Here is a 26,229-nt window from a genome sequence, read left to right as displayed (position 1 = left end):
GGGGCGCCTACTCGGCCGGGACCGCCAGCGGCGCGCCGGCCTCTTCCTCGGCCCGGGCCTCGGCGACGCCCGCCCCGAACCGCCGGTACCAGAGCCCGGTCAGGATCGGCACGAGGATCGAGGTGACGATGATGCAGATCGTCACCAGCACGGTGGCGGTCTGCGCCGAGGGGGCGAATTGCGGGGCGACGGCGGCGATCGCCAGCGGGTTGGCGGCCGCCGCCCCGGCGGTGGAGGAGGCGGCCAAGCCGGCCGTGCCGGTCCCGCCCCCGATCGCCCGGTCGGCCAGGATCAGCGGGATGCCGGTCAGGACGATCACCGCGAGCGCCAGCACGATGCCGAGCCCCGCGAGCGGCGAGAGCAGGTTGTTGAGGTCGACCGTGTTCCCCAGCGCGAAGGCGAAGAACGGGATCATCAGCTGGCCGCCGGGCGCGAACAGGGCCCGGAGCTTCGGGTCGAGGTTGCCGAGGGCGAAGCCGACCAGGAAGGGCAGCACCGCGCCCACGAAGATCTGCGGCTCGAAATGCGCCGCCCCGGAGGCGCCGAGGATGATCATGCTCATCAGCGGGCCGGACTCGATCGAGGTCAGAATGAAGGCGCCGGCCTCCTCGCGGCTGCCGTAGGTCTGCATCAGCGAGGCGTAGAGGCCGCCATTGGTCATATCCATGGCGCAGACGATCGCCAGGATCGACAGGCCGGCGAAGAAGCCGGTCTGGATGCCCTCGGGCGGGATGAACAGCCCGGCCACCAGCACGATCGCCCAGGCGGCGACGAGCTTGGTCGCCACCAGCGTGCCGGACTTGCGCAGCACTGTGCCGGTCGCCTTCAGGCTGACCGAGGCACCCATGCAGAAGAACCAGACCGCCAGGATCGGGATCACGCCGGTCATGATCCCCTGCGTGAAGCCCTTGAAATAGGCCGGGGCGCCCGGCGCGAAGGTCTTGCACAGGGCCCCGAGCAGGAGCGGCATCAGCATCAGGCCGCCGGGAATCCTGTCGATCGCCGCCTTGATCTGCATGGCGCGTCCCTCCCGATCCGGGTCGTCCGCCGACGCGCCGGACCTGGGGCGGATCGCGGACGCCGCGCCGGCCCGCGCCTCTGTCGGGCGCCTCTCGGACCGGTGCGTCATCCTGTCGGGGCGCGGCGCGGGCCGTCAAGCGGCGCGCCGGCGCGGGGCTTGCCGAACGTGTCGCGCTGTCGGGCGCGGAACGTCGGACGCCGGGCCCCGTTGGCGAGGTTCACCGGAGGGAGGCGACGATGGCGACGACAGTATCGGCCCGGAGCGCGGCCGCGGGCCCGCACGGCGAGATCCACCTCGCCCGCGGCGAGCGGCTCGGCATGCGGATGTGGCGGGCCGAGGAGCCCAACGCCGACAAGCCGATGACCACCTCGGCGCACGAGACGGTCGGCTACGTCATCAGCGGCCGGGCCGAGCTCGTGCTGGAGGGCGAGACCGTGGCGCTCGCGCCGGGCGATTCCTACTGCGTGCCGGCCGGCGCCGCGCACACCTACCGGATCCTGGAGACCTTCACGGCCGTCGAGGCGACCGCCCCGCCGGCCGGGTGAGGCCGGCGGGGCGCGTTGGGTTCAGTGGGTCATGTAGACCTGCGTGCCGACATCGACCCGCGCGTAGAGGTCGACCACGTCCTGATTGTACATCCGGATGCAGCCGTAGGACGCGTAGGTGCCGACCGAGTTCGGCCGGTTGGTGCCGTGGATGGCGTACTCGCCGCCCGCGAGCGTCATCGCCGCCGCCCCCATGGGATTGTGCGGCGAGCCGCCCGCGATGAGGTTCGGCAACCGCGGGTTGTCGCGCTTCACCTCCGCGGGGGGCGACCAGGCGGGGGCGACGTACTTGCCGTCGATCGGCTTGATGCCGAACCACTGCTTGCCGGGGCGGCCCACCGCCACGGGATAGCGGATCGCCGTGCCGTCGCCGTTCACCAGGTAGAGCTTGCGCTGCGACACGCTGATCACCACCGAGCCCGGCGCGACGCCGTTGGCGAAGGGGACGATCTCGCGCGCCTGCGCCGCCTGGAAACAACCGGCCAGCATCGCGCCGGCCAAACCGAATAGAGCCGCCACCCGACCCGACATCACCGCGATCCTCGCAAAGCTAGACTAGACGCGGGCAAGTAATCCCCGGCCGAGCTTACCGTTCCGAGAAAAGCTATGGTTGACGCGGGGTCATTCTGCGGATCCGCGGGGCACGGTAAAAGAGCAACCACGAACCAGGGTGTACGGGCCGTTGCCGCGCGACGGGGCCGCCGCTCCGCGCGCGTCTCAGCGCTCGTGGAGTTCGCTCCCGCGCCGGTCCTCCGACTGCCAGCCGTGGCGCTCCAGTTCCGGGTCGAGATGCTCCTCCACCGGGTAGCCGACGCAGAGATAGGCCACGAGCCGCCACGTCTCCGGCACGGCCAGGATCGCCGTGACCGCCTCCGGCTCCAGGATCGAGACCCAGCCGACGCCGAGGCCGCGGGCCCGGGCGGCGAGCCAGAAACACTGCACCGCCCCCACGACCGAGTAGGCCAGGGTCTCCGGCATGCTGGCCCGGCCGAGGCCGAGGCCGGTCTCGGTGGCCGCGTCGCAGAAGGCGGCCAGATGGACCGGCGCCTCCCGCAGGCCGGCGAGCTTCAAGCCGCGGTACTGCGCGGCCCGATCGGTCGCGTAGCCCGCGGCCGCGGCTTCGTTGCAGCCGGCGAAGTTCTCCGCGACCGCGCGGCGGCGTCCCGGATCCGCGACCCGCACGAAGCGCCAGGGCCGGCTGTTGCCGACCGAGGGGGCCCGGTGGGCCGCCGCGAGGCAGGCGCGCAGGGCGTCCTCGTCGACCGGATCCGTCCGGAAGCGGCGCACGTCGCGGCGCCACGCGAACAGCGCGTCGAGGTCGTGCAGGAAGGCGGCGTCGAAGGCGGGCGGGCCCATGGTGCGGCTGGCATAGCCGCAACCCCGGCCCGACGGGAAACGGAAAAAAGGCCGCCCGAGGGGCGGCCTGAAGTCTTGGGTCTCGAAACCTCGGAGTGCCGGATCCTGGGATCCCGAGCGGCGACCGATGGCTGGGGAGCTGGGTGTCGGTCGCCGACCGGGCAGAACCCGGCGAGGTTCGACGCCTGTTGTCGCGCCGCAACGCGGCCTGCAAAAGGCGTGAATCGGGCCAAACCGTGTTTTTTGTCGCTTGGGCGTGTCTCGCGGGACACGGCGTGCGCGACCCTTGCGGGCCGCGGCGGCGAGGCCCATCATCCGGCAAAGCATCGATGCACGGGAGCCGTGATGACCGAGAGGACGAGCGCCGGGTCGAGGCCCGACGAGGCGGCGGGCCATGTCATCCCCTTCCCCGCCCGCGCGGCCCCTCCGCAGATCGCCTTCAACCGGGACGAGCTCCGCACGATCTTCAACCTCTACGGCCGGCAGGTCGCCGCGGGCGAGTGGCGCGACTACGCCCTCGATTTCCGCCGCGACAAGGCGGTGTTCTCGATCTACCGGCGCTCCTCCGAGATGCCGCTCTACCGCATCGAGAAGGATCCCAAGCTCGCCCGGCGCCAGGGGGCCTACGCCGTCGTCGCCGCGAGCGGCCAGATCCTGAAGCGCGGTACCGAGCTCGCCCGGGTGATCGCCGTGCTGGAACCGGCACCGGCGGCGGTCTGACGGCGACGTCCCGCAGTGCCGATAGGAGCGCTACGGCGCTCCGGCGATCCTTGTGCTGGCCTAGCGCTCGCTGGGCCCGCCGAGCCGCGGACGGGGCATACGATCGAGCCTGAGGTCCAACTGCGCGACAGGCGTCGAGCGATTGTAACCCCAGGTGGCTGATCGATGCACGGCAGGATAGACAGGCGAATCCATCGACTGTCCTTCCGGATAATAGCCGCTGCCATGTCGCCTGATTTGCCGTTCGAGACGGAAATCTACTTCGCCAAGCTCGAGGCGAAGCGCAACACGTTCATGGAAGTCGGCCCCGATGTGGATACGATCATCATCGGATCTTCGCATGGAGAGTACGGTATAGATCCGGCTCACATTGATGGATCGTTCAATCTCTGCACCATCAGTCAGGATCTGTCGCAGAGCGCGATGATGTACGGGTGGGCCGCGCGGCGCAATCGTCACCTGAGACAGGTCGTCGTCCTGTACTCCATCTTCTCTTACGGCTTCGACTGTCTGAAAACCTCCGAGAAGGGGCGCGCGGTATTCCTGCGCCGGGCGTTCGGCTTCGGGTGGCCCCAGCACCTCGACGACCTTCTCTGGACGATGGATCTCCATATTCCCTGGCCGGACTTTTCCGACGTTCCGCCTCACCTGTATAACGGCTTCACGAGGTCGGACGACGTGTTCTTCTTCGCGCAGGACGCTAACCAGCTCGCCCGCAGGGTCGCCCGGCACGTCGCGCTGAGCGAGCAGAGATATGCGGGAGGCGAGCAGTTCGCGCGCCTTGCCGCTATCCTGGCTTTCGCCAGGCGGCGCGGTGATCGGGTCTGCGTCGTGATCCCGCCGGTCAGGGACGATTATCGCGCCGCTCTCCCCGCCGACCTGCCGCTGTTCCGGAAGGTGCGCGCGCTCTGCGAGCGCTGCGATGCGCAACTCGTCGACGAATTCTCGAACGATGAATATGCCGGCGCCGACTTCGGAGACCCGGATCATCTGCGCCCGGCCGGCGACGGCGCGCGCAGGCTGTCCGAGCGCGTCGGCCAAGGCCTCAGAGGGCGGCGCTCGACCTGGCTGGGCTATCGGAGGGCGCTGTCCCGGATCCGCCCGCCCGCGGGGCCCTGACCGGTATGATGGCGCCGATCGGATGTGTCTGATGCCGCGGCATCGTCGACCGATCGGCCCGGCGTCGGCGTCGCGCGCGCCTGCCCCCGTGATCCGGCTCGGTCGGAAGGAGGCCCGACGCATCGATGTCGCGCGCATCGGTCTGCGCCGTCCTCCCGGAATGCGCTGCCCGGCTCCGGAGTGATCCGCGCGCCGCGCCCGCTCAGGACAGGGACAGGCGCCGGACGGTCGCGGCGATCTCGGCCACCGTCTCCGGCGCCAGGGGCCGGATCGGCCGCGGCGGCTCGGCGCGGCACAGGCCCATGAGATCGGCCAGGGCGTAGACCACCCGCAGGCTGGAATGCGTCCGGAACAGCCTCCAGAGGGGCTCCAGCTCGGCGTTGAGGGCGCGGGCCCGCTCGGTCTCGCCCGCCGCCACGGCCCGGACGATCGCCAGGCAGGTCCGGGGAAACAGGCCGCCCGCCACGCTGAACCACGCCGCGCCGCCGGCGATCAGCGCCTCGGTGACGTTCCAGTCGCCGCTGAACCCGATGGGGAAGCCCGCCGGGACGGCCTCCCGCAGGGTCGCGATCCCGGAGGCGGCCCGCGCCGGTTCCGGCGCGGCGCACTTGGCGGCCACGATCCCGGGCTGGCGGGCGATCCGGCCGATCAGCGCCGGCGTGAAGTGGAAATGCGTGGTCGCGGGGTTGTCGTAAAGGACGAGGGGCAGGCCGCCCGCCTCCCCTACGGTCGCGAAATGCGCCTCGACCTCCGCCTCGGTGAGCGGCGTGTACGAGACGGGGGCGAGGAGCCCGGCATCCGCGCCGGCCGCCCGCGCGTCCTGCGCGAGGCGGACGGCCTCGTCGGTGCGCAGGGCGCCGATGCCGACGAGGAGCGGGACCCGTCCGGCCACGGCCTCGGCGGCGATCGCCACCGCCCGGCGCCGCTCCTCGCGGCTCAGGTACGCGTAGGTCCCGGTGCTGCCGAGGAGGCCGATCGAGTCGACCCCGGCGGCCGCCAGGGGCTCCAGCAACCGGCGCAGCGCTTCCGCGTCGACGCGGCCGTCTGCGTCGCTCGGGGTGATCGGGAAAGCTGAGAGGCCGGAGAGGTCGGAGAGCGCGGGCATGGCCCGAGCCTAGCGCATCCGCGCGCGGCGGCCAGGCAAAAAGAAACCCCGGCGGTGTCCCGCCGGGGTTCCCTCGTCCCGTCTTGTTCGGGCTGGCTTATCGGCGGTCGCCGATCAGGCTCAGCAGGAACTGGAACATGTTGATGAAGTCGAGATAGAGCGTCAGGGCGCCGTTCACCGACATCTTGGCCGCCATCTCGCCGTCGAAGCCGCCGTAGAGATACATCTCCTTGAGCTTCTGGGTGTCGTAGGCGGTCAGGCCCGCGAAGATCAGCACGCCCAGCACCGAGATGGCGAACTGGAGGGCCGACGAGGCGAAGAAGATGTTCACCAGCGACGCGAGGATGATGCCGATCAGGCCCATCATCAGGAACGAGCCCATGCCGGAGAGGCTGCGCCGGGTGGTGTAGCCCCACAGGCTGAGCGAGCCGAAGGCCGCCGCCGTGATGAAGAACACCTGCACCACGCTGCCCCCGGTGAACACCAGGAGGAGCGAGGACATCGAGGCGCCCATCACCGCCGCGAAGGCCCAGAACATCGTTCGGGCGGAAGAGGCCGACATCCGGTCCATCCGCATGGAGAAGACGAAGATGAACGCCAGCGGGGCGAGCATCAGGACCCACTTCAGCGGGCTGAGGTAGAGAGTCTGACCGAACGGGGTCAGGATCGGGCGGGTGCCCTGGTAGGCCGCCACGGAGGCCATGTTCAGGCCGAGCGCGACGAGACCCGAGATGCCGAGCCCGACGATCATGTTGTTGTAGACGCCGAGCATGAAGGTGCGCAGGCCCTGATCGACCTCGACCTGGGTGCCGGCGTAGCCGGTCGGCTGCTGGGCGCCGTACCGGAAGGGGCTGTTCTCGAATGCCATGGGAGTTTCCTTGCGGAGGCTCTCTCAGCGTGGTGTTCGGTCGAGGCCCACGCAGGACCTCTGGCGCCGGGCTGGCGCCTCGGTCGGGAATATGTTGCGCCCGAAGCCGCGACACAAGTCCCCGGCCACGGTTCCGGGGCGGCTTTTGCGTGTCCGGCGGATGTATTTTTGTCCATCTGGGCCGGGATTAAAATGCATTCCGCTCCGTCGTCGGGTTGTTCGACTGACGGTTGCCGCCGTCCAGGCGTTTCGATGTGCCCGCGCGAAGTCTTAACGGCTTCCTTATGCCACGTGCGTCCGCGCGCGCCCCGGTTTCTCCGGTCCGGACCGCCGAATCCCGGCGGGTTCGTGCCTGCATGGCGGGTCCGCAGCCTCGGAGATCCGCTCTCCGGCGCGCGGGATCTGGGCCGTCCGGGAGGGGCGGTTCAGTGCGTCATCCGGCGGGCCAGGGCGCGACCCAGACCGAGCAGCATCAGGTCGGCGGCCGCCCGCACCTCCGCGGGCATGTCGTCGGTGAGCGTCTCCTTGAGCGCGACGGCGAGGTCGGCCGCCCGCTCCAGCGGGTCGCCGCCCGCCATGGGCCTGCCGACCACGTAGCGGTCGCCGCCGTCGCGGATCTCGGTGATGTCCATCAGGATGCCGTGCGAGCGCTGCGGCTCGCCGTCCTCGTTCCGATGGGTCCGCCCCCGGCTGAGGAGCCAGCGCACGGTGCCGTCCGCCTTGAACACGCGGTACTCCGCAAGGACCAGCCCGCTCGACCGGACGGCCCGGAGCATGTGGTCCATCAACCACGTCATGTCCTCGGGATGCACCGCGGCCAGCGCCATCGGCCCGTTGATCGGACGGTCGGCAAGGTCGGGATTGCCGGTCAGCAACCGGGCCGCGCCCGCGTCGTAGACGACCACGCCGCGGACGTGGTCCCACTCCCAGGCTCCCACAACGCACGAGGCTTCGAGAGCCGCCCGGAGACGGTCGGCGTTCTCCGCGTAGCCATCGATGACGTTGATGCGCATGGTGGACGGTCCCCCCGGGCCGCTCGAAGCTCGAATGTCTAGCTCCGTACCAATCTTCCGGCGAAATGACAAAGAGTTCACTTGCGAATACCCCTTCACGGGGGCACCTCTTGTCATGGTTGGGAAATTTTCCCCCGTCGCGAGTGATTCGAGGGGCCGCCATGGATGAGAACGGACTCGAATTCCTGCGGACGATTGCTGACCGGAAGGTGGAATCCTCCGCCGCGCGCGCGCTCAACAGGATTGCGCAGTCCCTCGATTTGCCGATCGAGGCGTTCTACGGTTCCGATCACTGCGGATCTGTGGACCGTCCGGCCATCGAGCGGGAGACGGAGCGGCTGCTGATGCTGGTCGGGGTCCACCTGCGCCGACTCGATCCTGCGGCGCGGAGGCGATTCGGTGAGGCGGTCCAAGCTCTGGTCGGCCCCGGACCGACCGAGGCATGCGCGCGCACCGCGGAGAATGCGGAGCGCGGCGACCCGTGAGCGCGGGGTCCGACGGTTGGAAACCCCTCCCCCACGGACCGAGGGCTTCGATATCCCGCCGGACCGTCTCCGGCCGGGCGCGGTCCGCCGCTCTCGACGGCCTCGATCGCGGCCTCCGCCGGGGCTGAACCGGATACGGAGCCTGCGGGATCGGCCTCCGTCAGGCCTGCCGGAGATACGGCGCCGGCTTCTGCCCCAGGATCCGCCACGTGCCGACGAGCCCGAGGAGGATCGCCAGCGCCACCGCGGCCACGGCCGCGACCAGCGCGCCCGACAGGTCGAGGCGGAAGTCGAGGTGCATGACCTTGGCGACGATCACCCAGCCGGCGAGCGTCCCGGCCAGGAGGCCGAACAGCGCCGTGGCGAGCCCCAGCGCGGCGTATTCGAGGGCGTAGGCGGTCAGCAGCCGCGCCCGGCTCGCGCCCAGCACCTTGAGCACGACGGCGTCGTAGAGCCGCGCCCGGTGCCCGGCCGCGATGGCGCCGGCCAGCACGAACAGGCTCGCCAGCACCGCCACGGCGCTCGCCCCCCGGATCGCCAGGACCAGCCGGCCGACGAGGTCCCCGATCGCGTCGAGGGCGTCCTTCACCCGCACGGCGCTCACTGACGGGAAGGTCTTGGCGACGTCGCGCAGGATGCGGTTCTCGGCGGAAGCGTCGGTGCCGCCGGGCAGGGTCAGCGTCGCGAGGTCGGAATGCGGCGCGCCCCGGAAGGTGCCCGGCGAGAACACCATCACGAAGTTGATGCCGAGGTTGCGCCACTCCACCCGGCGCAGGTTGAAGATCGTCGCGGTGAGGTCGCGCCCGAGCACGTTCACCGTCACGGTGTCGCCGAGCTTCAGGCCGAGCTGGCGGGCGAGGTCGGCCTCGAAGGAGACCAGCGGCTTCGCGCCCTGCTCCGGGCTCCACCACGCGCCCTCGGTGAGGCTGGAGCCGTCCGGCACCGCGTCGGCGTAGGTGATGCCCCGGTCGCCGTCGAGCACCCAGGCGGCGTCTTCCGGGGGGCGGATCTTGCTCGCCGGCACGCCGTTCAGGGCGACGATCCGGCCGCGCATCATCGGCACATCCTCGATCTTCCCGCTCGGGGCCGAGCGCGCCAGGAACTCGCGGAACTGGGCGGCGTCCCGGGAGGGAATGTCCAGGAAGAAGAGGTTCGGCGCCCGGGCCGGCAGGGTCGCGCTGATCGTGCGGCGGACATTGGCGTCGATCAGGCTGAGCGTCACGAGGAGCGTCACGCCGAGGCCGAGCGACAGGACGATGGCGGGCGTCAGGGCGCCGGGCCGGTGCAGGTTGGCGAGCGCCATCCGGGGCGCCGGCCAGCGCGGGTGCGGCAGGCGGCGGGCGAGCGCCATCAGGCCGAGCGCCACCAGATGCAGCAGGCCGAACGCGATGGCGGCCGCCGCGATGAAGATCAGCGCGACGCGCCGGTCGAAGGCGGTCGCCACCGACAGGCCGACCAGGGCCGCGAGGCTGACGGCGAGCCAGATCCGGTAGCGCCAGCGCGGGCTGACGCGGGCCGGGTCGACCGTGTCGCGGAACAGGCCGGAGACCGGCACGTCGTGGGCGCGGCCGAGCGGCGTGATCGCGAAGGCGAAGGCCGTGATCAGACCGTAGGCGGCCGCGAGCGCCAGTTCTCCCGGGGCCAGCGTCGGGTTCAGCGGCAGCGGCAGGTCGGCGGAGAACAGGGCGTCGAGGAGGAAGGGCAGGCTCGCGCCGATCGCGAGGCCGATCCCGGTGCCGAGGCCGGCGATCAGCATCACCTGCGTCAGGTACAGGGCGACCACCTGCGAGCCCGGCGCGCCGACGCTCTTGAGGGTCGCGATCGAGGGCCGCTTGCGCTCCACGAAGGCGTGGACGGCGTTGCCGACCCCGACGCCGCCGACGATCAGCGCGGTGAGCCCCACCAGGGTCAGGAACTGCGTGAAGCGCTCGATGCTCTTGGCGAAGCGCGGGTCGGCGTTCGTGCGCGAGCGGATCTCCCAGCCGGCCTCGGGGGTGGCGGCGCGGATCCGAGCCTGCGCCGCGTCGAGGTCGGCGTCCGGCGTGCCGGGCGGCAGGACCAGGCGGTAGCTCCAGCGGTTGAGGCTGCCGGGCTGGACGAGGCCGGTGGCGCGGAGCGTCGGCTCGGAGACCATCAGCCGCGGCCCGAAGCCGATGCCGCCGGCGATCTTGTCGGGCTCGGACACGATGGTGCCGCGGATCGCCACGTCGTGCCCGGCGAGCGTGATCCGGTCGCCGACCTTGACATCGAGGCGGGTGAGCAGGGCCGGGTCGGCGAGCGCCCCCGGCACCCCGTCGCGCGCCGCCAGCAGTTCGGCGAGGCGCCCCGGCGGGTCGGTCGCGAGGTCGCCGGCGGCCGGATAGGTAGCGGGGTCGACGGCCTTCAGCTCGACCAGGGCCGCGTCGCCGCTGCCCGCCACCGCCATGGCCCGCAGGGAGGCGACGATGTCGAGGCGGCCTTCGCGCGCCAGCGCCTGCCTCTCCGCGTCGGTCCCCTCGCGGTTGATGAGGTTGAAGGCGAGGTCGCCGCCGAGGATGCGCCGGCCTTCCCGGCCGAGCCCGTCGGACAGCGAGCGCGAGATCGACGCCACGCCCGCGATGGCCATGACGCCCAGCGCGATGCAGGCGAGGAACACCGCGAAGCCGTTGAGCCCGGCCCGCAACTCGCGCAGCGCGAGGCGCAGGGTGAGCGGGATCCGGCGGGGCGCGGGGTCGGGGCGGGTGATCGTGCCGTGCATCAGGCGGTCACCGCCTCCTCGATCCGCCCCGAGCGCAGGCGCACGGTGCGGTCGCACAGGCGGGCGAGGCCGTTGTCGTGGGTGACGAGGACCAGCGTCGCGCCGCGGTCCCGTTTCAGCCGGAACAGCAGGTCGACGATCTGGCGGCCGGTGGCCTCGTCGAGGTTACCGGTGGGCTCGTCGGCGACCAGGATCGCCGGGTCGGGGGCGACCGCCCGGGCGATGGCGACCCGCTGCTGCTCGCCGCCCGAGAGCTGCGCCGGGTAATGGTGCAGCCGGTGCCCGAGGCCGACCGCCTCCAGCTCGGCGCGGGCGCGCTCCAGGGCGCCGGGCCGGTCGGCGAGTTCCAGCGGCAGGGCCACGTTCTCGAGCGCCGTCATGGTCGGCACGAGGTGGAAGGCCTGGAACACGATGCCGATGCGCCGGCCGCGGAACCGGGCGAGGGCGTCCTCGTCGAGGCGGACGAGGTCGGTGTCCTCGATGACGACGCCGCCGGAATCGGGCCGCTCCAGCCCGGCCATGACCATCAGCAGCGTCGACTTGCCGGAGCCGGACGGGCCGACGAGGCCGACCGCCTCGCCGCGGTCGACATTCAGCGAGATGCCGCGCAGGACGTGGACGCGGGCGGCGCCGCGGCCGAGGCTGAGATCGATGTCCGACAGCGCGATCGCGGGCTCGCGCAGCACCTTGCCTTGGCTCACCGGTGAGCCGATCTGTGGGCGATGACGAGCATGGCGCGCGAGGTCCTCACGTGGGGTCGATCCCTTCGGCTTCGATCTTGGCTCTACGGGCCGCGGGTGCACCGCGATATGGGTTCGGCATTGGGGCCGCGCCATGACGCGCGCGCTGTGTTCCGCCGCACGGCCCTGTATGCCGCAGCGCTAGCGCTCCTGATGGTCCCTTTCATGACAGCCGTCGCGCCGGGAGCGCGGGCCGCGCCCGGCGAGCCGGTCAAGCTCGTCGCCCTCGGCGACAGCCTGACCGCGGGCTACAAACTCCCGGCCGACGCCGCCTTCCCGACCGTGCTGGAGCGCCTGCTCAAGGCCAGGGGCGCGGACGTGACGGTCGCCAATGCCGGCGTCTCCGGCGACACCGCCACGGGCGGCCTCGACCGGGTCGACTGGTCGGTGCCGGACGGGACCGCGGGCGTGATCCTCGAACTCGGCGCCAACGACATGCTGCGCGGCACCGACCCGAAGGTCACCGAGGGCGCGCTCTCGGCGATCATCGAGCGGCTGAAGGCGCGGGGCATCCCGGTCCTGCTCGCCGGCATGCAGGCCGCGCCCAACCTCGGACCCGACTACAAGGCCCGGTTCGACGCGATCTACCCGGCGCTCGCCAAACGCTACGGCCTGACCCTCTACCCGTTCTTCCTCGACGGGATCATCGGCGACCGGGCGCAGCACCTCGACGACATGATCCACCCGAACCGGCAGGGCGTGGAGACCATCGCTTCCCGCATGCTGCCGACGGTGGAGGGTTTCCTGGGGGGCCTCCGGCAGGGGGCGTCGCGGTAGTGCCGCGCCTGTTCACTGGCCTCGCGGTGCCGCCCGCGATCGCCGACGCGCTCAGGGCCTGGCAGGGCGGCCTGCCCGGGGCCCGCTGGATCGAGCCTAACGACTTCCACGTGACCCTGCGGTTCATCGGCGACGTCGACGCGACCACGGCCGACGACGTGGTGGAGGCGCTGTCCGAGATGCGGGTCCGCCCGGCCCTGACGGTGACGCTCGACGGCCTCGGCATCTTCGGCGGCGACAGGCCGCGGGCGCTCTACGCCTCGGTGGTGCCGGAGGCGGAGCTGACGGATCTCCAGGCCGAGCAGGAGCGGCTCGTGCGCCGGGCCGGGGTCGAGCCGGAGCGGCGGAAATTCACCCCGCACGTGACCCTGGCGCGCCTCCGGCGCGACGCCACGCCGGAGGCGGCGGCGATGTACCTGTCGCAGGCGCCGGTCTTCGCGCCGCTGATTTACACGTCGGACCGGGTGACGCTGTTCTCGGCGCGGGACTCGACCGGCGGCGGTCCGTACGTGGCGGAGGCGGAGTTCCCGTTCGCGTGATGCGCCTAGGCTCGGTCGTTCACGTCCTTGCGAGCGAAGCGAAGCAATCCAGAGGCGGCGACATCGCCCCGAACGTCGCGCTGCCCTGGGTCACTTCGCGTCGCTCGTGATGACGGAGGTTCGGTCTTCATGCGGGCCGATCGTGCGATCGTCCCGCATCGGTTCATAGCCGCCGCAGGGCCACGCTCTCGATCCGGTGGCTCGCGCCCTTGGTGAGGATCAGGCTCGCCCGCTGGCGGGTCGGCACGATGTTCTCGCGCAGGTTCGGCAGGTTGATCGTCGTCCAGAGCCGGTCGGCGATGTCGAGGGCCTCGGTCTCGGCGATCTCGGCGTATTTCCGGAAGTACGAGCGCGGGTCGCGGAACGCCGTCTGCCGCAGCTTCATGAAGCGCGTGACGTACCAGCGGTGCAGGTCGTCCTCGTGACCGTCGAGATAGATCGAGAAGTCGAAGAAGTCGGACACGAACGGGATCGCGGTCCCGTCCCGCGGCAGCCGCGCCGGCTGGAGCACGTTCAGGCCCTCGACGATCAGGATGTCGGGGCTCTCCACGACCCGCTCCTCGCCGGGCACCCGGTCGTAGACGAGGTGCGAGTAGAGCGGCGCGGTGACGCGCTTGTGGCCGGCCTTCACGTCGTGGAGGAAGCGCAGCAGCGCGGCGGTGTCGTAGCTCTCCGGGAAACCCTTGCGCTCCATCAGCCCGTTGGCGGCGAGCTCGGCGTTGGGCAGCAGGAATCCGTCGGTGGTGACGAGGTCGACCTTGGGGGTGTTGGGCCAGCGCGCCAGCAGGGCGGTCAGGATGCGGGCGGTCGTGGACTTGCCCACCGCCACCGACCCGGCGAGCCCGATGATGTAGGGCGCCTTGGTCTCGCGCTCGGCCAGCAGGAAGCGCTGCGTCGCCTTGAACAGGCCCTGCGTCGCCGCGACGTACAGGGCGAGCAGACGGGACAGCGGCAGGTAGATCGCCACCACCTCCTCGACCGAGATCGGGTCGTTGATCGATTGCAGCCGCTCCAGGTCTTCCTGGTTGAGGGTGAGCGGCGTGTCGGCGCGCAGCTGCGCCCATTCCTCGCGGTTGAAGCGGCGATACGGCGAGAGCCGGTCGGACGCTTCGAGGATCGCCTCGACCGAGCCCGGCAGCGCGGCCGCGTTCACGCGTGGCGCCTCGCGGCCTTCTCGGCGATGCCGCTCTGGGCCGTGCGACGCTCCAGCTCCGCCATCACGGCATCGAGCTCGACCCCACCCGCCCGGAGCAGCACGACGAGGTGGTAGAGCACGTCGGCGGCCTCGTTCCGCAGGCCGGTCTTGTCGCCCTGTGCGGCCGCGATCGCCGCCTCCACCGCCTCCTCGCCGAGCTTCTTGGCCGCCTTGGCGGGGCCCTCGGACAGGAGCTTGGCCGTGTAGGAGGTGGCCGGATCGGTCCCGGCACGGCTCGCCACGAGGGCGGCGAGGTCGGCGAGCGTGTAGGCGGTCATGAAGCGATCTGCATGTTGCGACGGCCCCTTATACAGATCAGGGCCGGATTTCGGCAGGAAACTGCGCCACGGCCGCTCGGCGGGCAAGCGGAGCGGGTGAAGGCCGCCCGGCTTTGTCTGGGGATCACCCGTTGTCTTGGGTTCACCCGTTCGGCAGGTGCCGCGCCAGCGCCTCCAGCACGGCCATGCGGACGGCGACGCCCATCTCGACCTGCTCGCGGATCAGCGACTGCGCCCCGTCGGCGATCTCGGAGGAGATCTCGACACCGCGGTTCATCGGCCCCGGATGCATCACCAGCGCGTCGGGCTTGGCGAGCGCCAGCTTCTCGCCGTCGAGGCCGAAGTAGCGGAAATACTCCTTCACGGACGGGACGAACGAGCCGTTCATGCGCTCCCGCTGGAGGCGCAGCATCATCACGATGTCGCAGCCGACGAGGCCCTTGCGCATGTCCGTGAAGGTCTCGACGCCGAAGCGCTCGATCCCGGAGGGCAGCAGCGTCGAGGGCGCGATCAGGCGGACCCGCGCGCCCATGGCCTGGAGCAGGATGATGTTGGAGCGCGCCACCCGCGAGTGCAGGACGTCGCCGCAGATCGCCACCTGCAGGCCCTCGATCCGGCCCTTGTTGCGGCGGATGGTGAGCGCGTCGAGGAGGGCCTGGGTCGGATGCTCGTGGGCGCCGTCGCCGGCATTAACCACCGCGCAGTCGACCTTGCGGGCGAGCAGGTGAACGGCGCCCGCCGATTCGTGACGGACCACGATGATGTCGGGCCGCATGGCGTTGAGCGTCGCGGCGGTGTCGATCAGGGTCTCGCCCTTCTTCACCGAGGACGAGGCCACCGACATGTTCATCACGTCGGCGCCGAGCCGCTTGCCGGCGAGCTCGAAGGACGATTGCGTCCGCGTCGAGGGCTCGAAGAACAGGTTGATCTGCGTGCGGCCCCGCAGGGTCGTGCGCTTCTTCTCCACCTGCCGCGAGATGTCGACGGCGGATTCGGCGGCGTCGAGCAGCCCCTCGATGTCGGGCCGGGTCAGGCCCTCGATGCCGAGGAGGTGCCGGTGCGGGAAGGCCGGGGTCGGAGGCGTCGTCATGATGAGGCCCGGGTGTAGGTGCGGCGCGCCCGGGGGGCAAGGCTGTTCGGCGCTCATCCCGGTTCAGTCATGACGCTCGCTCCGTCAGGGGCTGCGGGCGTCACGGGTTCGAGGCCCAGGCTGTCCGTCCGGCGGCAGGATGGGGCGCGTCGCGCTCCGTCATCGACGGCGCGCGCCCATCGGCGCAGTCGCACTTCGAGAGGCGGCTGCGGCCTTTTTCCCGGCGGATGGTAACCGCCCGCCCCCGCGCCACGTATCTGCCCGAACGGTCGGGATTCGTACGCTCCCGACCCCGCGCCGCTTGCCCGGGATCCAGACGCTTGGCCGCCTCCCCTGCCCTCGAAGCCCCCGAGACCGTCGACCGGCGGGGGCGCCGCTGGTTCTACCGCCACCCGCTGGTCATCCGGCTGGCGCACTGGATCAACGCCGCGGTGCTGCTGGTGCTGCTGATGAGCGGCCTGCAGATCTTCAACGCCCACCCGGCGCTCTACTGGGGTTCGGTCTCGACCTTCGACAATCCGTCGCTCGCCATCACCAGCGAGCCCGGCCGCGACGGCACGACCCGCGGCGTCGTGACGGTCGGTTCCCACACCCTCGACACGACCGGCGTGCTCGGCCTGTCGAGGGAGGGCGGCACCGAGGTGGAGCGCGCCTTCCCGTCCTGGGCGACGCTGCCGGCCAACCAGGACCTCGCCACCGGGCGGCGCTGGCATTTCCTGTTCGCGTGGCTCCTCGTGATCAACGGGGCGGTCTACCTGCTCTACGGCCTGGTCTCGGGCCAGCTCCGCCGCCGCCTGATTCCCGACGGCGACCAGATCCGCGACTTCGGCGGCTCCGTGAAGGAGCACCTGCTCCTGCGCTTCCCCGAGGGCACCGAGGCCAAGCGCTACAACGTCATCCAGAAGCTCACCTACCTCGTCCTCGTGCTCGGCCTGCTGCCCGCGATGGTGCTCGCCGGCCTCGCCATGTCGCCCGGGATGGACGCCGCGTGGCCCTGGCTGACCGAGCTGTTCGGCGGCCGGCAATCGGCGCGCAGCGTTCACTTCATCGCCGCCGGCCTGATCGTGCTGTTCGTGGTGGTCCACGTGCTGCTCGTGGTCGTGTCCGGGCTCGTCAACAACATGCGCGGCATGATCACCGGCTGGTTCAGCCTCGGCCGTCCCGAGAAGGAACCCGCCCGATGATCCTCCACCGCCGCAAGCTCCTCACCGCGGGCGCCGGCCTGATGGGCACCGCGCTGCTGGCCGGCTGCGACAAGTTCGCCGGGACCGAGACGGGGCAGCGCACCCTCAAGGTCGGCGAGGACGCCAACGAGTACGTCCAGCGCCTGCTGATGTCGCCGACGACCCTGGCCCGGGAATTCCCGGCCTCGATGATCTCGCCCTGGTTCAAGCCGAACGGCACGATCGACCCGCCGGACCGCGCCTACCGGGCGCTGGCGGCGCGGAACTTCTCGGACTTCAAGCTCTCTGTCGACGGGCTGGTCCAGACCCCGCTGTCGCTGAGCCTCGCGGACCTGCGCGCCCTGCCGTCGCGCACCCAGATCACCCGGCACGATTGCGTGGAGGGCTGGAGCTGCATCGGGCAATGGGGCGGCGTGCCGCTCGCCGAGGTGCTCAAGAAGGCCGGGCTGAAGCCGCAGGCGCGCTACGCGGTGTTCCACTGCGCCGACACGCTGGAGTTCGAGGCCGGTCCCAAGGGCGGTGGCAGAGGGCGCGACCAGGGCGCGTCCCTGTGGCGCCCGAGCCATCCGGGCGCGGTGCGCGAGGCTTACGTGCAGCTCGCCGCCGCCGACGATTGGGGCGGCCCGGCCACCGCCACCGACGCGCCCAAGGACGATTGGGGCCAGGGCAGCCCGGCCCCGGAGCCCGAGCCGGCGGGGATCCCGATCCGCTACTACGAGAGCATCGACCTCTACGACGCCTTCAACCCGCAGACGATCCTGGCCTACGACCTCAACGGCAAGCCGCTGCCGGTCTCGAACGGCGCGCCCCTGCGGCTGCGGGTCGAGCGCCAGCTCGGCTACAAGCAGGCCAAGTACGTGATGCGGGTCGAGATGGTGGAGTCGCTCGCCGGGATCGGCGGGGGCAGCGGCGGCTACTGGGAAGACCGCGGCTACGAGTGGTACGCGGGGATCTGAGGCGACTGACGGGATTTTGAGCTGCTGACGCGGCAAGTTCCGTGCTGGAGCCCGGGCCGCGTTTCATCCTGCATGGCCTCTTCCCCGGACAGGTGGAGCGACGCGGAACCTGATCAGCACCCGGCCCGAAAAGTGCCGCGCAGGGGCTCCCCCGAACAACCTCGCGATTTGACAACCCGCCGCCCGTGACCCACTTGTGCCCGGCGCGCGGCCCCGGCCCGACGGCGGGCATACGTCCCACGCGAATCTCGAACAGAATTCGTCCGTCGCGCCCAGGCTCCGTCAGGGGCAGAGGTCTGAATGAAAGTCGTCGTCGTCGAGTCGCCGGCCAAAGCCAAGACGATCAATAAGTATCTCGGCCGCGACTATGAAGTCATCGCCTCCTTCGGGCATATCCGCGACCTGCCGCCCAAGGACGGCTCGGTGGATCCCGAGCAGGACTTCCACATGGTTTGGGAGCTGGCCGACCGCGGGGCGAGCCGGGTCTCGGAGATCGCCAAGGCGGTCAAGGGCGCCGACAAGCTGATCCTCGCCACCGACCCGGATCGCGAGGGCGAGGCGATCTCCTGGCACGTGCTGGAGGCGCTCACCGCCCGCAAGGCGCTCAAGGGCATCCCGGTCGAGCGCGTGACCTTCAACGCCATCACCAAGGCGTCGGTCGAGCAGGCGATGCGCAAGCCGCGGGAGATCGACCAGGCGCTGGTCGACGCCTACCTGGCGCGCCGGGCGCTCGATTATCTCGTCGGCTTCAACCTCTCGCCGGTCCTGTGGCGCAAGCTGCCGGGCGCCCGCTCGGCCGGGCGCGTTCAGTCCGTGGCGCTCCGGCTCGTGGTCGAGCGCGAGATGGAGATCGAGCGGTTCAAGCCGCGCGAGTACTGGACGCTCATCGCCACGCTGACGACCGCGGACGGCGCGACCTTCGAGGCCCGCCTCGTGGGCGCGGACGGCAAGCGGATCCAGCGCCTCGACGTCGGCACGGGCGAGGAGGCGGCCGCCTTCAAGCGCGACTTGGAACTCGCGACCTTCCAGGTGGCGAGCGTCGAGGCGAAGCCCGCCAAGCGCCACCCGCAGCCGCCCTTCACCACCTCCACGCTGCAGCAGGAGGCATCGCGCAAGCTCGGCATGGCGCCGGCCCAGACCATGCGGGTCGCCCAGCGCCTCTACGAGGGCGTCGATATCGGCGGCGAGACGGTCGGCATCATCACCTACATGCGGACCGACGGCGTCGACATGGCGCCGGAGGCGATCCAGGACGCCCGCCGGGTGATCGGCAAGGAGTTCGGCGACCGCTACGTGCCGGACGTGCCGCGCAAGTACAGCGTCAAGGCCAAGAACGCCCAGGAGGCCCACGAGGCGGTGCGCCCCACCGACATGGGCCGCCTGCCCAAGACGGTGGCGCGCCACCTCGAGCCCGAGCAGGCCCGGCTCTACGAGCTGATCTGGACCCGCACCATGGCCAGCCAGATGGAATCGGCCGAGCTGGAGCGGACCACCGTCGACGTCACCGCCAAGGTCGGACCGCGGACCATCGACCTGCGCGCCACCGGCCAGGTGGTGAAGTTCGACGGCTTCCTGACCCTCTACCAAGAGGGCAAGGACGACGAGGAGGACGAGGAGAGCCGCCGCCTGCCGCCCATGAAGGCCGGCGACCCGCTCGCGCGCGAGCGGATCAGCTCGACCCAGCACTTCACCGAGCCGCCGCCGCGCTACTCCGAGGCGAGCCTCGTGAAGCGCATGGAGGAGCTCGGCATCGGCCGCCCGTCGACCTATGCCGCGGTTCTCCAGACCTTGCGGGATCGCGAATACGTCAAGATCGAGAAGAAGCGGTTGCAGCCGGAGGACAAGGGGCGGCTCGTCACGGGCTTCCTCGAGAGCTTCTTCCGGCGCTACGTCGAGTACGACTTCACCGCCGGCCTCGAGGAGCAGCTCGACCGGGTCTCCAACGCCGAGATCGACTGGCGGGCGGTGCTGCGCGACTTCTGGCGCGACTTCTCCGCGGCGATCGGTGAGACCAAGGAGCTGCGCGTCGCCGACGTGCTGGAGGCGCTGAACGGCCTCCTCGGGCCGCACATCTTCCCCGACAAGGGCGACGGCTCGAACCCGCGCACCTGCCCGACCTGCGGCTCGGGCCAGCTGTCGCTGAAGCTCGGCAAGTTCGGCGCGTTCATCGGCTGCTCGAACTACCCGGAGTGCAAGTACACCCGGCAGCTCTCGGCCTCGGGCGTCGACGGCGACGGCGACGGCTCCTCGGCCGAGGGCGGCCAGCCGGGCGTGCGGGTGCTGGGCGACGATCCCGCGACCGGCCTTCCGGTGACGCTGCGCGACGGCCGCTTCGGGCCGTTCCTCCAGCTCGGCGAGGCCTCCGCCGAGAAGGGCGCCGAGAAGCCGAAGCGCTCGTCGCTGCCCAAGGGGCTCAGCCCCTCGGACGTGGATCTCAACAAGGCGCTGGCCCTGCTGGCGCTGCCCCGCGAGGTGGCGCGCCACCCCGAGACCGGCGAGCCGATCCTGGCCAATCTCGGCCGGTTCGGGCCCTACGTGCAGCACGGGAAGACCTACGCCAATCTCGGCAAGGACGACGACGTGCTGGAGATCGGGGCTAACCGCGCCATCGACCTGATTGTCGCCAAGGAGCAGGGCGGCGGACGCGGCCGCCCGGCCGCCGATCCCGGCCGGCCCCTCGGCAAGGACGAGGCCAGCGGCCGCGACCTCGTGGTCAAGGCCGGCAAGTACGGGCCCTACGTCACCGACGGCGAGGTCAACGCCACGCTGCCGAAGACGATGAGCGCCGAGGCGCTGACGCTGGAGGAGGCGGTCGCCCTGGTGAACGCCAAGCGCGCCGCGGGCGGCGGCAAGCCGGCGAAGCGCGGGGCGGTGAGGAAAGGGTCGGCGCGGGCCGCGAGCGGCGACAAGCCGGCGGCGAAGAAGACCGCCGCGAAGAAGCCTGCGGCCAAGAAGGCGGCGGCGAAGACGTCGAGCGCGGGCTGAAGCGTTCGTGGACGAGGCTGAGGCGGGCCGGCAAGCCCGCCCGTCCTTGCGAGCGGAGCGAAGCAATCCAGTGCAGCGCGAGGCGTTCGAACGTGGCGCCGACTGGGTTGCTTCGCTCCGCTCGCAAGGACGTGGTGAGGCGGCGCCAGCGTTGCCGCCCCTCACCGCGGGTTGCGGTCAGCGATCGGGTTCAGACCAGGTAGGTGATCGTCGCCGCCACGGCCGTCGCGAAGGTCGCGAGCGCGAGGGTGGTGGAGTTCATCAGCGCCCGGGCCGGCGGCACTGCGGCCGCATCATCGTCGCAGCCGAAGGCAGCGCCGGCCGCGTGCTCGAAGCGGATCAACGTGAGGCGGCGGGCCTCGATCGCGGCGTCGCTCATGGACTGCGGCTCCCTGACCACGGTCAAGATTTATCTCCGCCACCAACGTCGATCGTCCCGTTCTGTTCCGGGCGTCGCCTGTGGAGGCCGGGCATGCGGGTCACGAGAAAGCCTTAACCCATTGTTGTGCAACGTCGTGATGACGGCCCGGCGCGCGGAACCGTGTGCCGGCACGGACGCGGCCCTCGCTCGCGGCGGCGCAGCATGCGATGATGCGACCGCCTCGCCGCAGGGCGAACGGCTTTGATGTTTATGGTTTGTTCCGCTATCATGCGGGGATGAAGGCGCATGCTCCACGACCCGAGACCCGTCCCAAGACCCGTCTGCGCGAAGCCGAGCCGGCCGACGCGCCGCGCGCCAGGAGGCCGCGCGTGAGCGATCCGGCGCGGGACCTGTTCGGGCCAGGCGGCAAGGGCGCGGTGGCCCGCCCGCCCGAGCCGCGGCGGCGGCTGGATTCGGCGGCCTCCGTGGCGACGCTCGCGGCCGCCGAGCCGGAGGGCGGCTACACCGCCTCCGACATCGAGGTGCTGGAGGGGCTGGAGCCCGTCCGGCGCCGGCCCGGCATGTATATCGGCGGCACCGACGAGCGGGCGCTGCACCACCTGTTCGCCGAGGTGATCGACAACTCGATGGACGAGGCGGTCGCCGGCCATGCCAGCTTCATCGAGGTGGAGCTGGAGGAATCCGGCGCCCTCGTGGTGACCGACAACGGCCGCGGTATCCCGGTCGACCCGCACCCGAAATTTCCCGGCAAGTCGGCGCTCGAGGTCATCATGACCACGCTGCACGCCGGCGGGAAGTTCGACTCGAAGGTCTACGAGACCTCGGGCGGCCTGCACGGCGTCGGCATCTCGGTGGTGAACGCGCTCTCCGACCTGCTCGAGGTCGAGGTGGCGCGCAACCAGACCCTCTACCGCCAGACCTTCTCGCGCGGTCATGCCCAAGGGGCCTTGGAACTGGTCGGCCGGGTGCAGAACCGCCGCGGCACGCGCGTGCGCTTCCACCCGGACGCCCAGATCTTCGGCTCGCTGAAGTTCGACCCGCGCCGCCTGTTCAAGATGGCGCGCTCCAAGGCCTACCTGTTCGGCGGCGTCGAGATCCGCTGGCGCTGCGCCCCTGCCCTCCTCGAGGGGCTGGAGGACGTGCCGGCCGAGGCGGTGCACCGCTTCCCCGACGGGCTGCGCGACTACCTCGCCCGCGACATCGACGGGAAGGAACTCGTCACCGACGCCATGTTCTCCGGCAAGATCACCAAGCCGGGCTCGCACGGATCGCTCGAATGGGCGGTGGCCTGGATGGTCGCCGAGGACGGGATCTCGCACTCCTACTGCAACACGATCCCGACGCCCGAGGGCGGCACCCACGAGGCGGGCCTGCGCGTCGCCCTGCTGCGCGGCCTGCGCGAGCACGCCGAGCGGGTGAACCAGGCCAAGCGCATGACGGCGGTGACCACCGACGACGTCATGGCGACCTGCGCGTCGATGCTCTCGGTGTTCATCCGCGAGCCGGAGTTCCAGGGCCAGACCAAGGACAAGCTCGCCACCGTGGAGGCCCAGCGCATCGTCGAGACGGCGGTGCGCGACGCCTTCGACCACTGGCTCGCCGCCTCCCCGGCCCAGGCCAACAAGCTCCTCGACTGGGTGATCGACCGGGCCGAGGAGCGCCTGCGCCGCCGCCAGGAGAAGGAGGTCGCCCGCAAGAGCGCGACCCGCAAGCTGCGCCTGCCCGGCAAGCTCGCCGACTGCTCGGCGGCCGGCACCGCGGGCTCGGAGATCTTCATCGTCGAGGGCGACTCGGCCGGCGGCTCGGCCAAGCAGGCCCGGGACCGGGCGACCCAGGCGATCCTGCCGCTGCGCGGCAAGATCCTGAACGTCGCCTCGGCCTCGCGCGACAAGCTCGGCGCCAACCAGCTGATCTCGGATCTCACCCTGGCGCTCGGCTGCGGCACCGGTTCGGCCTTCCGCGAGGCGGACCTGCGCTACGAGAAAGTGATCATCATGACGGACGCCGACGTCGACGGCGCCCACATCGCCTCGCTGCTGATCACCTTCTTCTACCGCCAGATGCCGAGGCTGATCGACCGCGGCCACCTCTACCTCGCGATCCCGCCGCTCTATCGGCTGCAGCAGGGCTCGAAGGTGGCCTATGCCCGGGACGACGCGGATCGGGAGCGGATCGTCAAGACCGTGTTCAAGGGCGGCAAGGTCGAGATCGGGCGGTTCAAGGGCCTCGGCGAGATGATGCCGGCCCAGCTCAAGGAGACCACCATGGATCCGAGGAAGCGCACATTGCTGCGCGTCGCGGTCCTGGACGAGGCCCGGGAATCGACCGGCGACACGGTCGAGCGCCTGATGGGCAACAAGCCCGAGGCGCGCTTCGCCTTCATCAGCGAGCGCGCGGCCTTCGCTGAGGGCGCCGACCTCGACATCTGACGCCGGAGCGCCGGCGCGGCCTCGCCGCGTCGGTCGATGGCGCCCGCGCCGTCTTTGCGAGCGGAGCGAAGCAACCCAGCAGCGCCACGTCCACCGAAGTCGCGCTGCCCTGGATCGCTTCGCTGCGCTCGCAAAGACGGGTTTCGGTCGCGCCTTATCGGGGCGGCGCGATCACCTTGGCCGGGTCGAAGGGCTGGGCCGCCGCCACCGTGTCCTTGCCCATGTTGAGGACCGCCGAGAATCGGTCGCCGCCGGGACGCAGCACGAGGGCGCCCGGCTCGACCGCGATGAGCTTGCTGCCGAGGCCGAGGAAGCCGCCGACGTCGATCACGACGGCCTTGAGCGTCCCGCCGTCGGCGATGAGCAGGTCCTCGATCTTGCCGACGCTGTCGCCGGCGGCGTTGCGCACCGTCACGCCGATCATCTTCGTGGTCAGGAAGGTGACGGGCTTGAGCCCCTGACGCTTGGCGGCGTCCTCGGCGCTCGCCGCCTCCGTCAGCCGCCCGCCCCCCTTGCCGTCCGTCGAGGTTCCCGGTCCCGTGGCCGGCAGGATCGTGTCCTTGCCGATCACGCTGGCGTCCTGCGCGGAGGCCGGCGCGTTCGCGAGGCCGAGGGCCGCGAGCGACAGGAGAAGGATTCGGCTTCGCATGGCTGATCGCTCCGCGCGCCCGGTCCCTGCGTGGAAGGCCCTGTCCGGGTCACTGAGGGGCGCCGCGGTCTCAATCGCGGGCGGCCCGCGCGGTTCCGGCCCTCCCTGTCGCACCCGCCGAGGCCGGTTCGCGGTCCCGAAACGCGAAAGGGCCCGGCCTTGCGGCCGGGCCCTTCGGGAGCGCGGAGCCGGCAGAGCCGGCTCCGGCATCCGGTCTCAGTACGAGCCGAACTTGTAGTTCAGGCCGGCGCGGACGACGGCGAACTCGGTCTTGGCGGCGGCGCCGTTGAGGTAGGCGATGCCGTTCGGGGGCAGGAGGTTGCCGTAGAACACGCCGCCGGCCGAGTTCTTCTGGCGGTCGAGGCTGACGTAGAGGCCTTCGACCTTCAGCGTCACGGCGTTCGAGCGGAAGAAGTTCAGGAACGAGTCGGTGGGCAGGGCGTACTCGACGCCGCCGCCGGCGGCCCAGCCGGTGCGGAAGCTGTCGCGGAAGCGGTTGCCGGCGAAGTTCTGGTCGTCCTGGCCCGAGCCGTAGGCGAAGCCGCCGGTGCCGTACACGAGGGTGCGGTCGAAGGCGTAGCCGAGGCGGCCGCGCACGGTGCCGAAGTAGTCCAGCCCGTTGCCGCTGGTGGCGACGAAGGCGCGCGGGGCGGCGAACGCGATGCCCGGGGCGCCGCCGAAGGCGTAGTTCTGGGTGCCGTTGGCGCGGCGGGCGAAGTCGACGTACTGGGCGTCGGCCTCGAAGCCGATCACGACGCCGGAGCCCGGGGTGAACTGGTAGTTGTAGCCGATCTGGGCGCCGCCCGAGAAGCCGTCGTTGTTGCTGCGGTTGTTGACGCTGACGACGCCGGCGGTGCCGGGGGAGTTGATCAGCGAGCCGCCGGGCAGGGCGTAGTTGGTGGTGTTGCGGCTGTTGGCGTCGAAGCCGTAGCCGGCGTTCACACCGAAGTAGAAGCCGGTCCAGGTGAACACCGGCACCGGCGTGAACACCGGCGGCGGCGCGGCGCGGCGCGGAAGGTCGGCGGCGGACGCCGCGGCGGTCATGCCGGCGAGGACGGTGGATGCGAGGAGAAGCTTCTTCATGGTGGTGTTCGGTCCTGGGGTTAGCTTGAGCCGGCAGCCTTCTAGGCGCTCTCGGATGGCGGGTCTGTCGCTTTCCTGCAACAAGCCTCTTCAGGCTAGGGACATCCCGTCAACGAAAGATGAAGACTAGCCGGCCCTGCCCGACAGCAGACGGCCCGCTCGCGCGCTCGAGGAGGGCGAGGAGAGCTGCAGAGACCGTGAAGACTAGCTGCCTTGCGCGCCGCGCATATTGGCGGCGGCCGGCGCGGGGCCGGCGACATCGCTCGTGGTCTCTGCAGGAGCCGTCGGCGGCGAACGTTTTATTCCGGCACAACTTCGACGAGAATGATCCTCGCGCGTAAGCGATCGATTAACCCTGTTGCCCAATGGTCCGTCGCTCGCGGGCCCGTCCCCGGGCCCCTGTCGCGCCCCAAACCGAATCCGGTCCCCCGCCGGCGGAGACCGCTGTCCATGCAGAGCCCCGACGAACGGAGCCGGACGACCTTCGGCAAGCGCCGGACCGGCGAGGCCGCGCCCGGCGCGCAGGCCGGCCCGCGGACCGGCTCGACCGCCGCGCGGGTGGCGCGCGCCGAACCGAGGCGGAGCGCGGGCCCCCTGCCCTGGACGCTGCGCGTGGCGGGCCTGGTCGGGATCGTCGCGGTGATCGGCGCCTACCAGCTCGCGCGGCTGAGCCGGCCCGACGCGGCGACGCCCGGGACTGCCGTCGCGACCGCGGCGCTCGCGCCGATGGCCGAGCCCGAGACGACTGGCGCCATCGCGGCGGCGCGATCCGCCCGCATCACCCGCCTGGATCCCTGCGTCGCGCCCGCGGGCGACCGTCTCCGGCCCTGATCGGCGACCCTTCGCGCGGCCGATCCCCTGTGCGCGGGCAGGCGCTGTCGCCATTGCGAGATTGACAAGTCGCGCCAAGGCCCTAACTGACAGGGAGCATGCGCCCCGCGGCCCCGGGAGCGTCCGAGCGCCCCGCGCGAGC

The 26,229-nt window shown here is 71.2% G+C and carries 25 protein-coding genes; 11 read left to right on the top strand and 14 right to left on the bottom strand.

The window, feature by feature from the left end; genetic code table 11:
• Nucleotides 1-7 precede the first annotated feature (7 nt).
• Complete coding sequence (locus ACLBX8_RS20140) at nucleotides 8-1,018, bottom strand: 2-keto-3-deoxygluconate permease (RefSeq protein ID WP_056531165.1); 1,011 nt, start codon at nucleotides 1,016-1,018, stop codon at nucleotides 8-10.
• A 239-nt stretch (nucleotides 1,019-1,257) separates the two neighbouring features.
• Between ACLBX8_RS20140 and ACLBX8_RS20135 the strand changes: the two genes are divergently transcribed.
• Complete coding sequence (locus tag ACLBX8_RS20135) at nucleotides 1,258-1,566, top strand: cupin domain-containing protein (RefSeq protein ID WP_042669659.1); 309 nt, start codon at nucleotides 1,258-1,260, stop codon at nucleotides 1,564-1,566.
• A 21-nt stretch (nucleotides 1,567-1,587) separates the two neighbouring features.
• On the opposite strand, the gene ACLBX8_RS20130 is transcribed toward ACLBX8_RS20135, so the two are convergent.
• Nucleotides 1,588-2,097: a L,D-transpeptidase gene (locus ACLBX8_RS20130; RefSeq protein ID WP_020095350.1), complete on the bottom strand. Its 510-nt coding sequence runs from the start codon at nucleotides 2,095-2,097 to the stop codon at nucleotides 1,588-1,590.
• Nucleotides 2,098-2,283: 186 nt separating this feature from the next.
• Entirely contained in the window at nucleotides 2,284-2,922 is a 639-nt protein-coding gene (gene bluB, locus ACLBX8_RS20125) for a 5,6-dimethylbenzimidazole synthase (protein WP_354455250.1), read from the bottom strand.
• A gap of 345 nt (nucleotides 2,923-3,267) precedes the next feature.
• Here bluB and ACLBX8_RS20120 point away from each other — a divergent pair, with 345 nt between their 5' ends.
• Together ACLBX8_RS20120 and ACLBX8_RS20115 are read left to right on the top strand one after the other, a co-directional pair.
• Nucleotides 3,268-3,642 carry a DUF2794 domain-containing protein gene (locus tag ACLBX8_RS20120; RefSeq protein WP_020095348.1) on the top strand — a complete coding sequence of 125 codons (375 nt, stop codon included), beginning with the start codon at nucleotides 3,268-3,270 and terminating at the stop codon, nucleotides 3,640-3,642.
• Nucleotides 3,643-3,867: 225 nt separating this feature from the next.
• On the top strand, nucleotides 3,868-4,761 hold the full coding sequence (locus ACLBX8_RS20115) for a hypothetical protein (RefSeq protein ID WP_447700651.1): 894 nt from the start codon (nucleotides 3,868-3,870) through the stop codon (nucleotides 4,759-4,761).
• 202 nt (nucleotides 4,762-4,963) lie between these two features.
• Here the strand turns inward: ACLBX8_RS20115 and ACLBX8_RS20110 are convergent, their stop codons facing one another.
• From ACLBX8_RS20110 to ACLBX8_RS20100, 3 genes are all read right to left on the bottom strand, one after another.
• The gene (locus ACLBX8_RS20110; protein WP_447700650.1) at nucleotides 4,964-5,866 is read right to left on the bottom strand and encodes a dihydrodipicolinate synthase family protein; all 903 of its coding nucleotides are present in this window, start codon (nucleotides 5,864-5,866) and stop codon (nucleotides 4,964-4,966) included.
• A gap of 97 nt (nucleotides 5,867-5,963) precedes the next feature.
• Complete coding sequence (locus tag ACLBX8_RS20105; RefSeq protein ID WP_020095346.1) at nucleotides 5,964-6,734, bottom strand: Bax inhibitor-1/YccA family protein; 771 nt, start codon at nucleotides 6,732-6,734, stop codon at nucleotides 5,964-5,966.
• Between the two features lie 425 nt (nucleotides 6,735-7,159).
• Complete coding sequence (locus tag ACLBX8_RS20100; RefSeq protein WP_020095345.1) at nucleotides 7,160-7,747, bottom strand: PAS domain-containing protein; 588 nt, start codon at nucleotides 7,745-7,747, stop codon at nucleotides 7,160-7,162.
• A 161-nt stretch (nucleotides 7,748-7,908) separates the two neighbouring features.
• Between ACLBX8_RS20100 and ACLBX8_RS20095 the strand changes: the two genes are divergently transcribed.
• Nucleotides 7,909-8,232: a hypothetical protein gene (locus tag ACLBX8_RS20095; protein ID WP_447715658.1), complete on the top strand. Its 324-nt coding sequence runs from the start codon at nucleotides 7,909-7,911 to the stop codon at nucleotides 8,230-8,232.
• A 160-nt stretch (nucleotides 8,233-8,392) separates the two neighbouring features.
• On the opposite strand, the gene ACLBX8_RS20090 is transcribed toward ACLBX8_RS20095, so the two are convergent.
• Nucleotides 8,393-10,969: an ABC transporter permease gene (locus ACLBX8_RS20090; protein WP_447700649.1), complete on the bottom strand. Its 2,577-nt coding sequence runs from the start codon at nucleotides 10,967-10,969 to the stop codon at nucleotides 8,393-8,395.
• Nucleotides 10,969-11,670: an ABC transporter ATP-binding protein gene (locus ACLBX8_RS20085; protein WP_376738864.1), complete on the bottom strand. Its 702-nt coding sequence runs from the start codon at nucleotides 11,668-11,670 to the stop codon at nucleotides 10,969-10,971. The genes ACLBX8_RS20090 and ACLBX8_RS20085 overlap by 1 nt, the downstream gene beginning before the upstream one ends.
• A gap of 204 nt (nucleotides 11,671-11,874) precedes the next feature.
• On the opposite strand from ACLBX8_RS20085, the gene ACLBX8_RS20080 reads away from it, so the two are divergent.
• Together ACLBX8_RS20080 and thpR are read left to right on the top strand one after the other, a co-directional pair.
• Nucleotides 11,875-12,486, top strand: a complete 612-nt coding sequence (locus tag ACLBX8_RS20080; RefSeq protein WP_020095341.1) for an arylesterase — start codon at nucleotides 11,875-11,877, stop codon at nucleotides 12,484-12,486.
• Complete coding sequence (thpR, locus tag ACLBX8_RS20075) at nucleotides 12,486-13,025, top strand: RNA 2',3'-cyclic phosphodiesterase (RefSeq protein ID WP_447700648.1); 540 nt, start codon at nucleotides 12,486-12,488, stop codon at nucleotides 13,023-13,025. Before ACLBX8_RS20080 ends, thpR begins: the two co-directional genes overlap by 1 nt.
• A gap of 163 nt (nucleotides 13,026-13,188) precedes the next feature.
• Here the strand turns inward: thpR and coaA are convergent, their stop codons facing one another.
• The 3 genes from coaA to ACLBX8_RS20060 form a co-directional block, all read right to left on the bottom strand.
• A complete protein-coding gene (gene coaA / locus ACLBX8_RS20070) occupies nucleotides 13,189-14,178 on the bottom strand; it encodes a type I pantothenate kinase (protein ID WP_100253265.1) in 990 nt (329 codons plus the stop codon).
• Nucleotides 14,175-14,498 carry a phosphoribosyl-ATP diphosphatase gene (locus ACLBX8_RS20065; RefSeq protein ID WP_447700647.1) on the bottom strand — a complete coding sequence of 108 codons (324 nt, stop codon included), beginning with the start codon at nucleotides 14,496-14,498 and terminating at the stop codon, nucleotides 14,175-14,177. Before ACLBX8_RS20065 ends, coaA begins: the two co-directional genes overlap by 4 nt.
• A gap of 142 nt (nucleotides 14,499-14,640) precedes the next feature.
• Entirely contained in the window at nucleotides 14,641-15,588 is a 948-nt protein-coding gene (locus ACLBX8_RS20060) for an aspartate carbamoyltransferase catalytic subunit (RefSeq protein WP_026605274.1), read from the bottom strand.
• Nucleotides 15,589-15,908: 320 nt separating this feature from the next.
• Here ACLBX8_RS20060 and ACLBX8_RS20055 point away from each other — a divergent pair, with 320 nt between their 5' ends.
• The 3 genes from ACLBX8_RS20055 to topA all read left to right on the top strand — a co-directional run bounded on the left by ACLBX8_RS20055 (nucleotide 15,909) and on the right by topA (nucleotide 20,713).
• A complete protein-coding gene (locus ACLBX8_RS20055; RefSeq protein WP_447700646.1) occupies nucleotides 15,909-16,772 on the top strand; it encodes a cytochrome b/b6 domain-containing protein in 864 nt (287 codons plus the stop codon).
• Nucleotides 16,769-17,728, top strand: a complete 960-nt coding sequence (locus ACLBX8_RS20050) for a molybdopterin-dependent oxidoreductase (RefSeq protein ID WP_447715657.1) — start codon at nucleotides 16,769-16,771, stop codon at nucleotides 17,726-17,728. The genes ACLBX8_RS20055 and ACLBX8_RS20050 overlap by 4 nt, the downstream gene beginning before the upstream one ends.
• A gap of 300 nt (nucleotides 17,729-18,028) precedes the next feature.
• Nucleotides 18,029-20,713, top strand: a complete 2,685-nt coding sequence (gene topA / locus ACLBX8_RS20045) for a type I DNA topoisomerase (protein ID WP_447715656.1) — start codon at nucleotides 18,029-18,031, stop codon at nucleotides 20,711-20,713.
• A gap of 190 nt (nucleotides 20,714-20,903) precedes the next feature.
• Here topA and ACLBX8_RS20040 read toward each other — a convergent pair whose 3' ends face one another.
• A complete protein-coding gene (locus ACLBX8_RS20040; protein ID WP_042669668.1) occupies nucleotides 20,904-21,092 on the bottom strand; it encodes a hypothetical protein in 189 nt (62 codons plus the stop codon).
• A gap of 371 nt (nucleotides 21,093-21,463) precedes the next feature.
• Here ACLBX8_RS20040 and parE point away from each other — a divergent pair, with 371 nt between their 5' ends.
• Complete coding sequence (gene parE, locus ACLBX8_RS20035; RefSeq protein WP_447715655.1) at nucleotides 21,464-23,524, top strand: DNA topoisomerase IV subunit B; 2,061 nt, start codon at nucleotides 21,464-21,466, stop codon at nucleotides 23,522-23,524.
• A 154-nt stretch (nucleotides 23,525-23,678) separates the two neighbouring features.
• Here the strand turns inward: parE and ACLBX8_RS20030 are convergent, their stop codons facing one another.
• Nucleotides 23,679-24,173, bottom strand: a complete 495-nt coding sequence (locus ACLBX8_RS20030) for a PRC-barrel domain-containing protein (protein ID WP_020095331.1) — start codon at nucleotides 24,171-24,173, stop codon at nucleotides 23,679-23,681.
• Nucleotides 24,174-24,389: 216 nt separating this feature from the next.
• Complete coding sequence (locus ACLBX8_RS20025) at nucleotides 24,390-25,256, bottom strand: outer membrane protein (protein ID WP_091980959.1); 867 nt, start codon at nucleotides 25,254-25,256, stop codon at nucleotides 24,390-24,392.
• A gap of 450 nt (nucleotides 25,257-25,706) precedes the next feature.
• Between ACLBX8_RS20025 and ACLBX8_RS20020 the strand changes: the two genes are divergently transcribed.
• A complete protein-coding gene (locus tag ACLBX8_RS20020; protein ID WP_447700640.1) occupies nucleotides 25,707-26,087 on the top strand; it encodes a hypothetical protein in 381 nt (126 codons plus the stop codon).
• Nucleotides 26,088-26,229 lie beyond the last annotated feature (142 nt).

This window comes from Methylobacterium sp. D48H (assembly GCF_053345715.1).
The sequence above is the reverse complement of the archived record's forward strand: the minus strand, read 5'-3'. Positions and strand labels throughout refer to the sequence as shown.

Excerpts from the sequence above, each read along its gene's own strand:
- ACLBX8_RS20140 (WP_056531165.1), bottom strand. The coding sequence starts at position 1,018 with ATGCAGATCAAGGCGGCGATCGACAGGATTCCCGGCGGCCTGATGCTG.
- ACLBX8_RS20135 (WP_042669659.1), top strand. The coding sequence starts at position 1,258 with ATGGCGACGACAGTATCGGCCCGGAGCGCGGCCGCGGGCCCGCACGGC.
- ACLBX8_RS20130 (WP_020095350.1), bottom strand. The coding sequence starts at position 2,097 with ATGTCGGGTCGGGTGGCGGCTCTATTCGGTTTGGCCGGCGCGATGCTG.
- bluB (WP_354455250.1), bottom strand. The coding sequence starts at position 2,922 with ATGGGCCCGCCCGCCTTCGACGCCGCCTTCCTGCACGACCTCGACGCG.
- ACLBX8_RS20120 (WP_020095348.1), top strand. The coding sequence starts at position 3,268 with ATGACCGAGAGGACGAGCGCCGGGTCGAGGCCCGACGAGGCGGCGGGC.
- ACLBX8_RS20115 (WP_447700651.1), top strand. The coding sequence starts at position 3,868 with ATGTCGCCTGATTTGCCGTTCGAGACGGAAATCTACTTCGCCAAGCTC.
- ACLBX8_RS20110 (WP_447700650.1), bottom strand. The coding sequence starts at position 5,866 with ATGCCCGCGCTCTCCGACCTCTCCGGCCTCTCAGCTTTCCCGATCACC.
- ACLBX8_RS20105 (WP_020095346.1), bottom strand. The coding sequence starts at position 6,734 with ATGGCATTCGAGAACAGCCCCTTCCGGTACGGCGCCCAGCAGCCGACC.
- ACLBX8_RS20100 (WP_020095345.1), bottom strand. The coding sequence starts at position 7,747 with ATGCGCATCAACGTCATCGATGGCTACGCGGAGAACGCCGACCGTCTC.
- ACLBX8_RS20095 (WP_447715658.1), top strand. The coding sequence starts at position 7,909 with ATGGATGAGAACGGACTCGAATTCCTGCGGACGATTGCTGACCGGAAG.
- ACLBX8_RS20090 (WP_447700649.1), bottom strand. The coding sequence starts at position 10,969 with ATGCACGGCACGATCACCCGCCCCGACCCCGCGCCCCGCCGGATCCCG.
- ACLBX8_RS20080 (WP_020095341.1), top strand. The coding sequence starts at position 11,875 with ATGACAGCCGTCGCGCCGGGAGCGCGGGCCGCGCCCGGCGAGCCGGTC.
- ACLBX8_RS20065 (WP_447700647.1), bottom strand. The coding sequence starts at position 14,498 with ATGACCGCCTACACGCTCGCCGACCTCGCCGCCCTCGTGGCGAGCCGT.
- ACLBX8_RS20060 (WP_026605274.1), bottom strand. The coding sequence starts at position 15,588 with ATGACGACGCCTCCGACCCCGGCCTTCCCGCACCGGCACCTCCTCGGC.
- ACLBX8_RS20050 (WP_447715657.1), top strand. The coding sequence starts at position 16,769 with ATGATCCTCCACCGCCGCAAGCTCCTCACCGCGGGCGCCGGCCTGATG.
- topA (WP_447715656.1), top strand. The coding sequence starts at position 18,029 with ATGAAAGTCGTCGTCGTCGAGTCGCCGGCCAAAGCCAAGACGATCAAT.
- ACLBX8_RS20040 (WP_042669668.1), bottom strand. The coding sequence starts at position 21,092 with ATGAGCGACGCCGCGATCGAGGCCCGCCGCCTCACGTTGATCCGCTTC.
- ACLBX8_RS20030 (WP_020095331.1), bottom strand. The coding sequence starts at position 24,173 with ATGCGAAGCCGAATCCTTCTCCTGTCGCTCGCGGCCCTCGGCCTCGCG.
- ACLBX8_RS20025 (WP_091980959.1), bottom strand. The coding sequence starts at position 25,256 with ATGAAGAAGCTTCTCCTCGCATCCACCGTCCTCGCCGGCATGACCGCC.
- ACLBX8_RS20020 (WP_447700640.1), top strand. The coding sequence starts at position 25,707 with ATGCAGAGCCCCGACGAACGGAGCCGGACGACCTTCGGCAAGCGCCGG.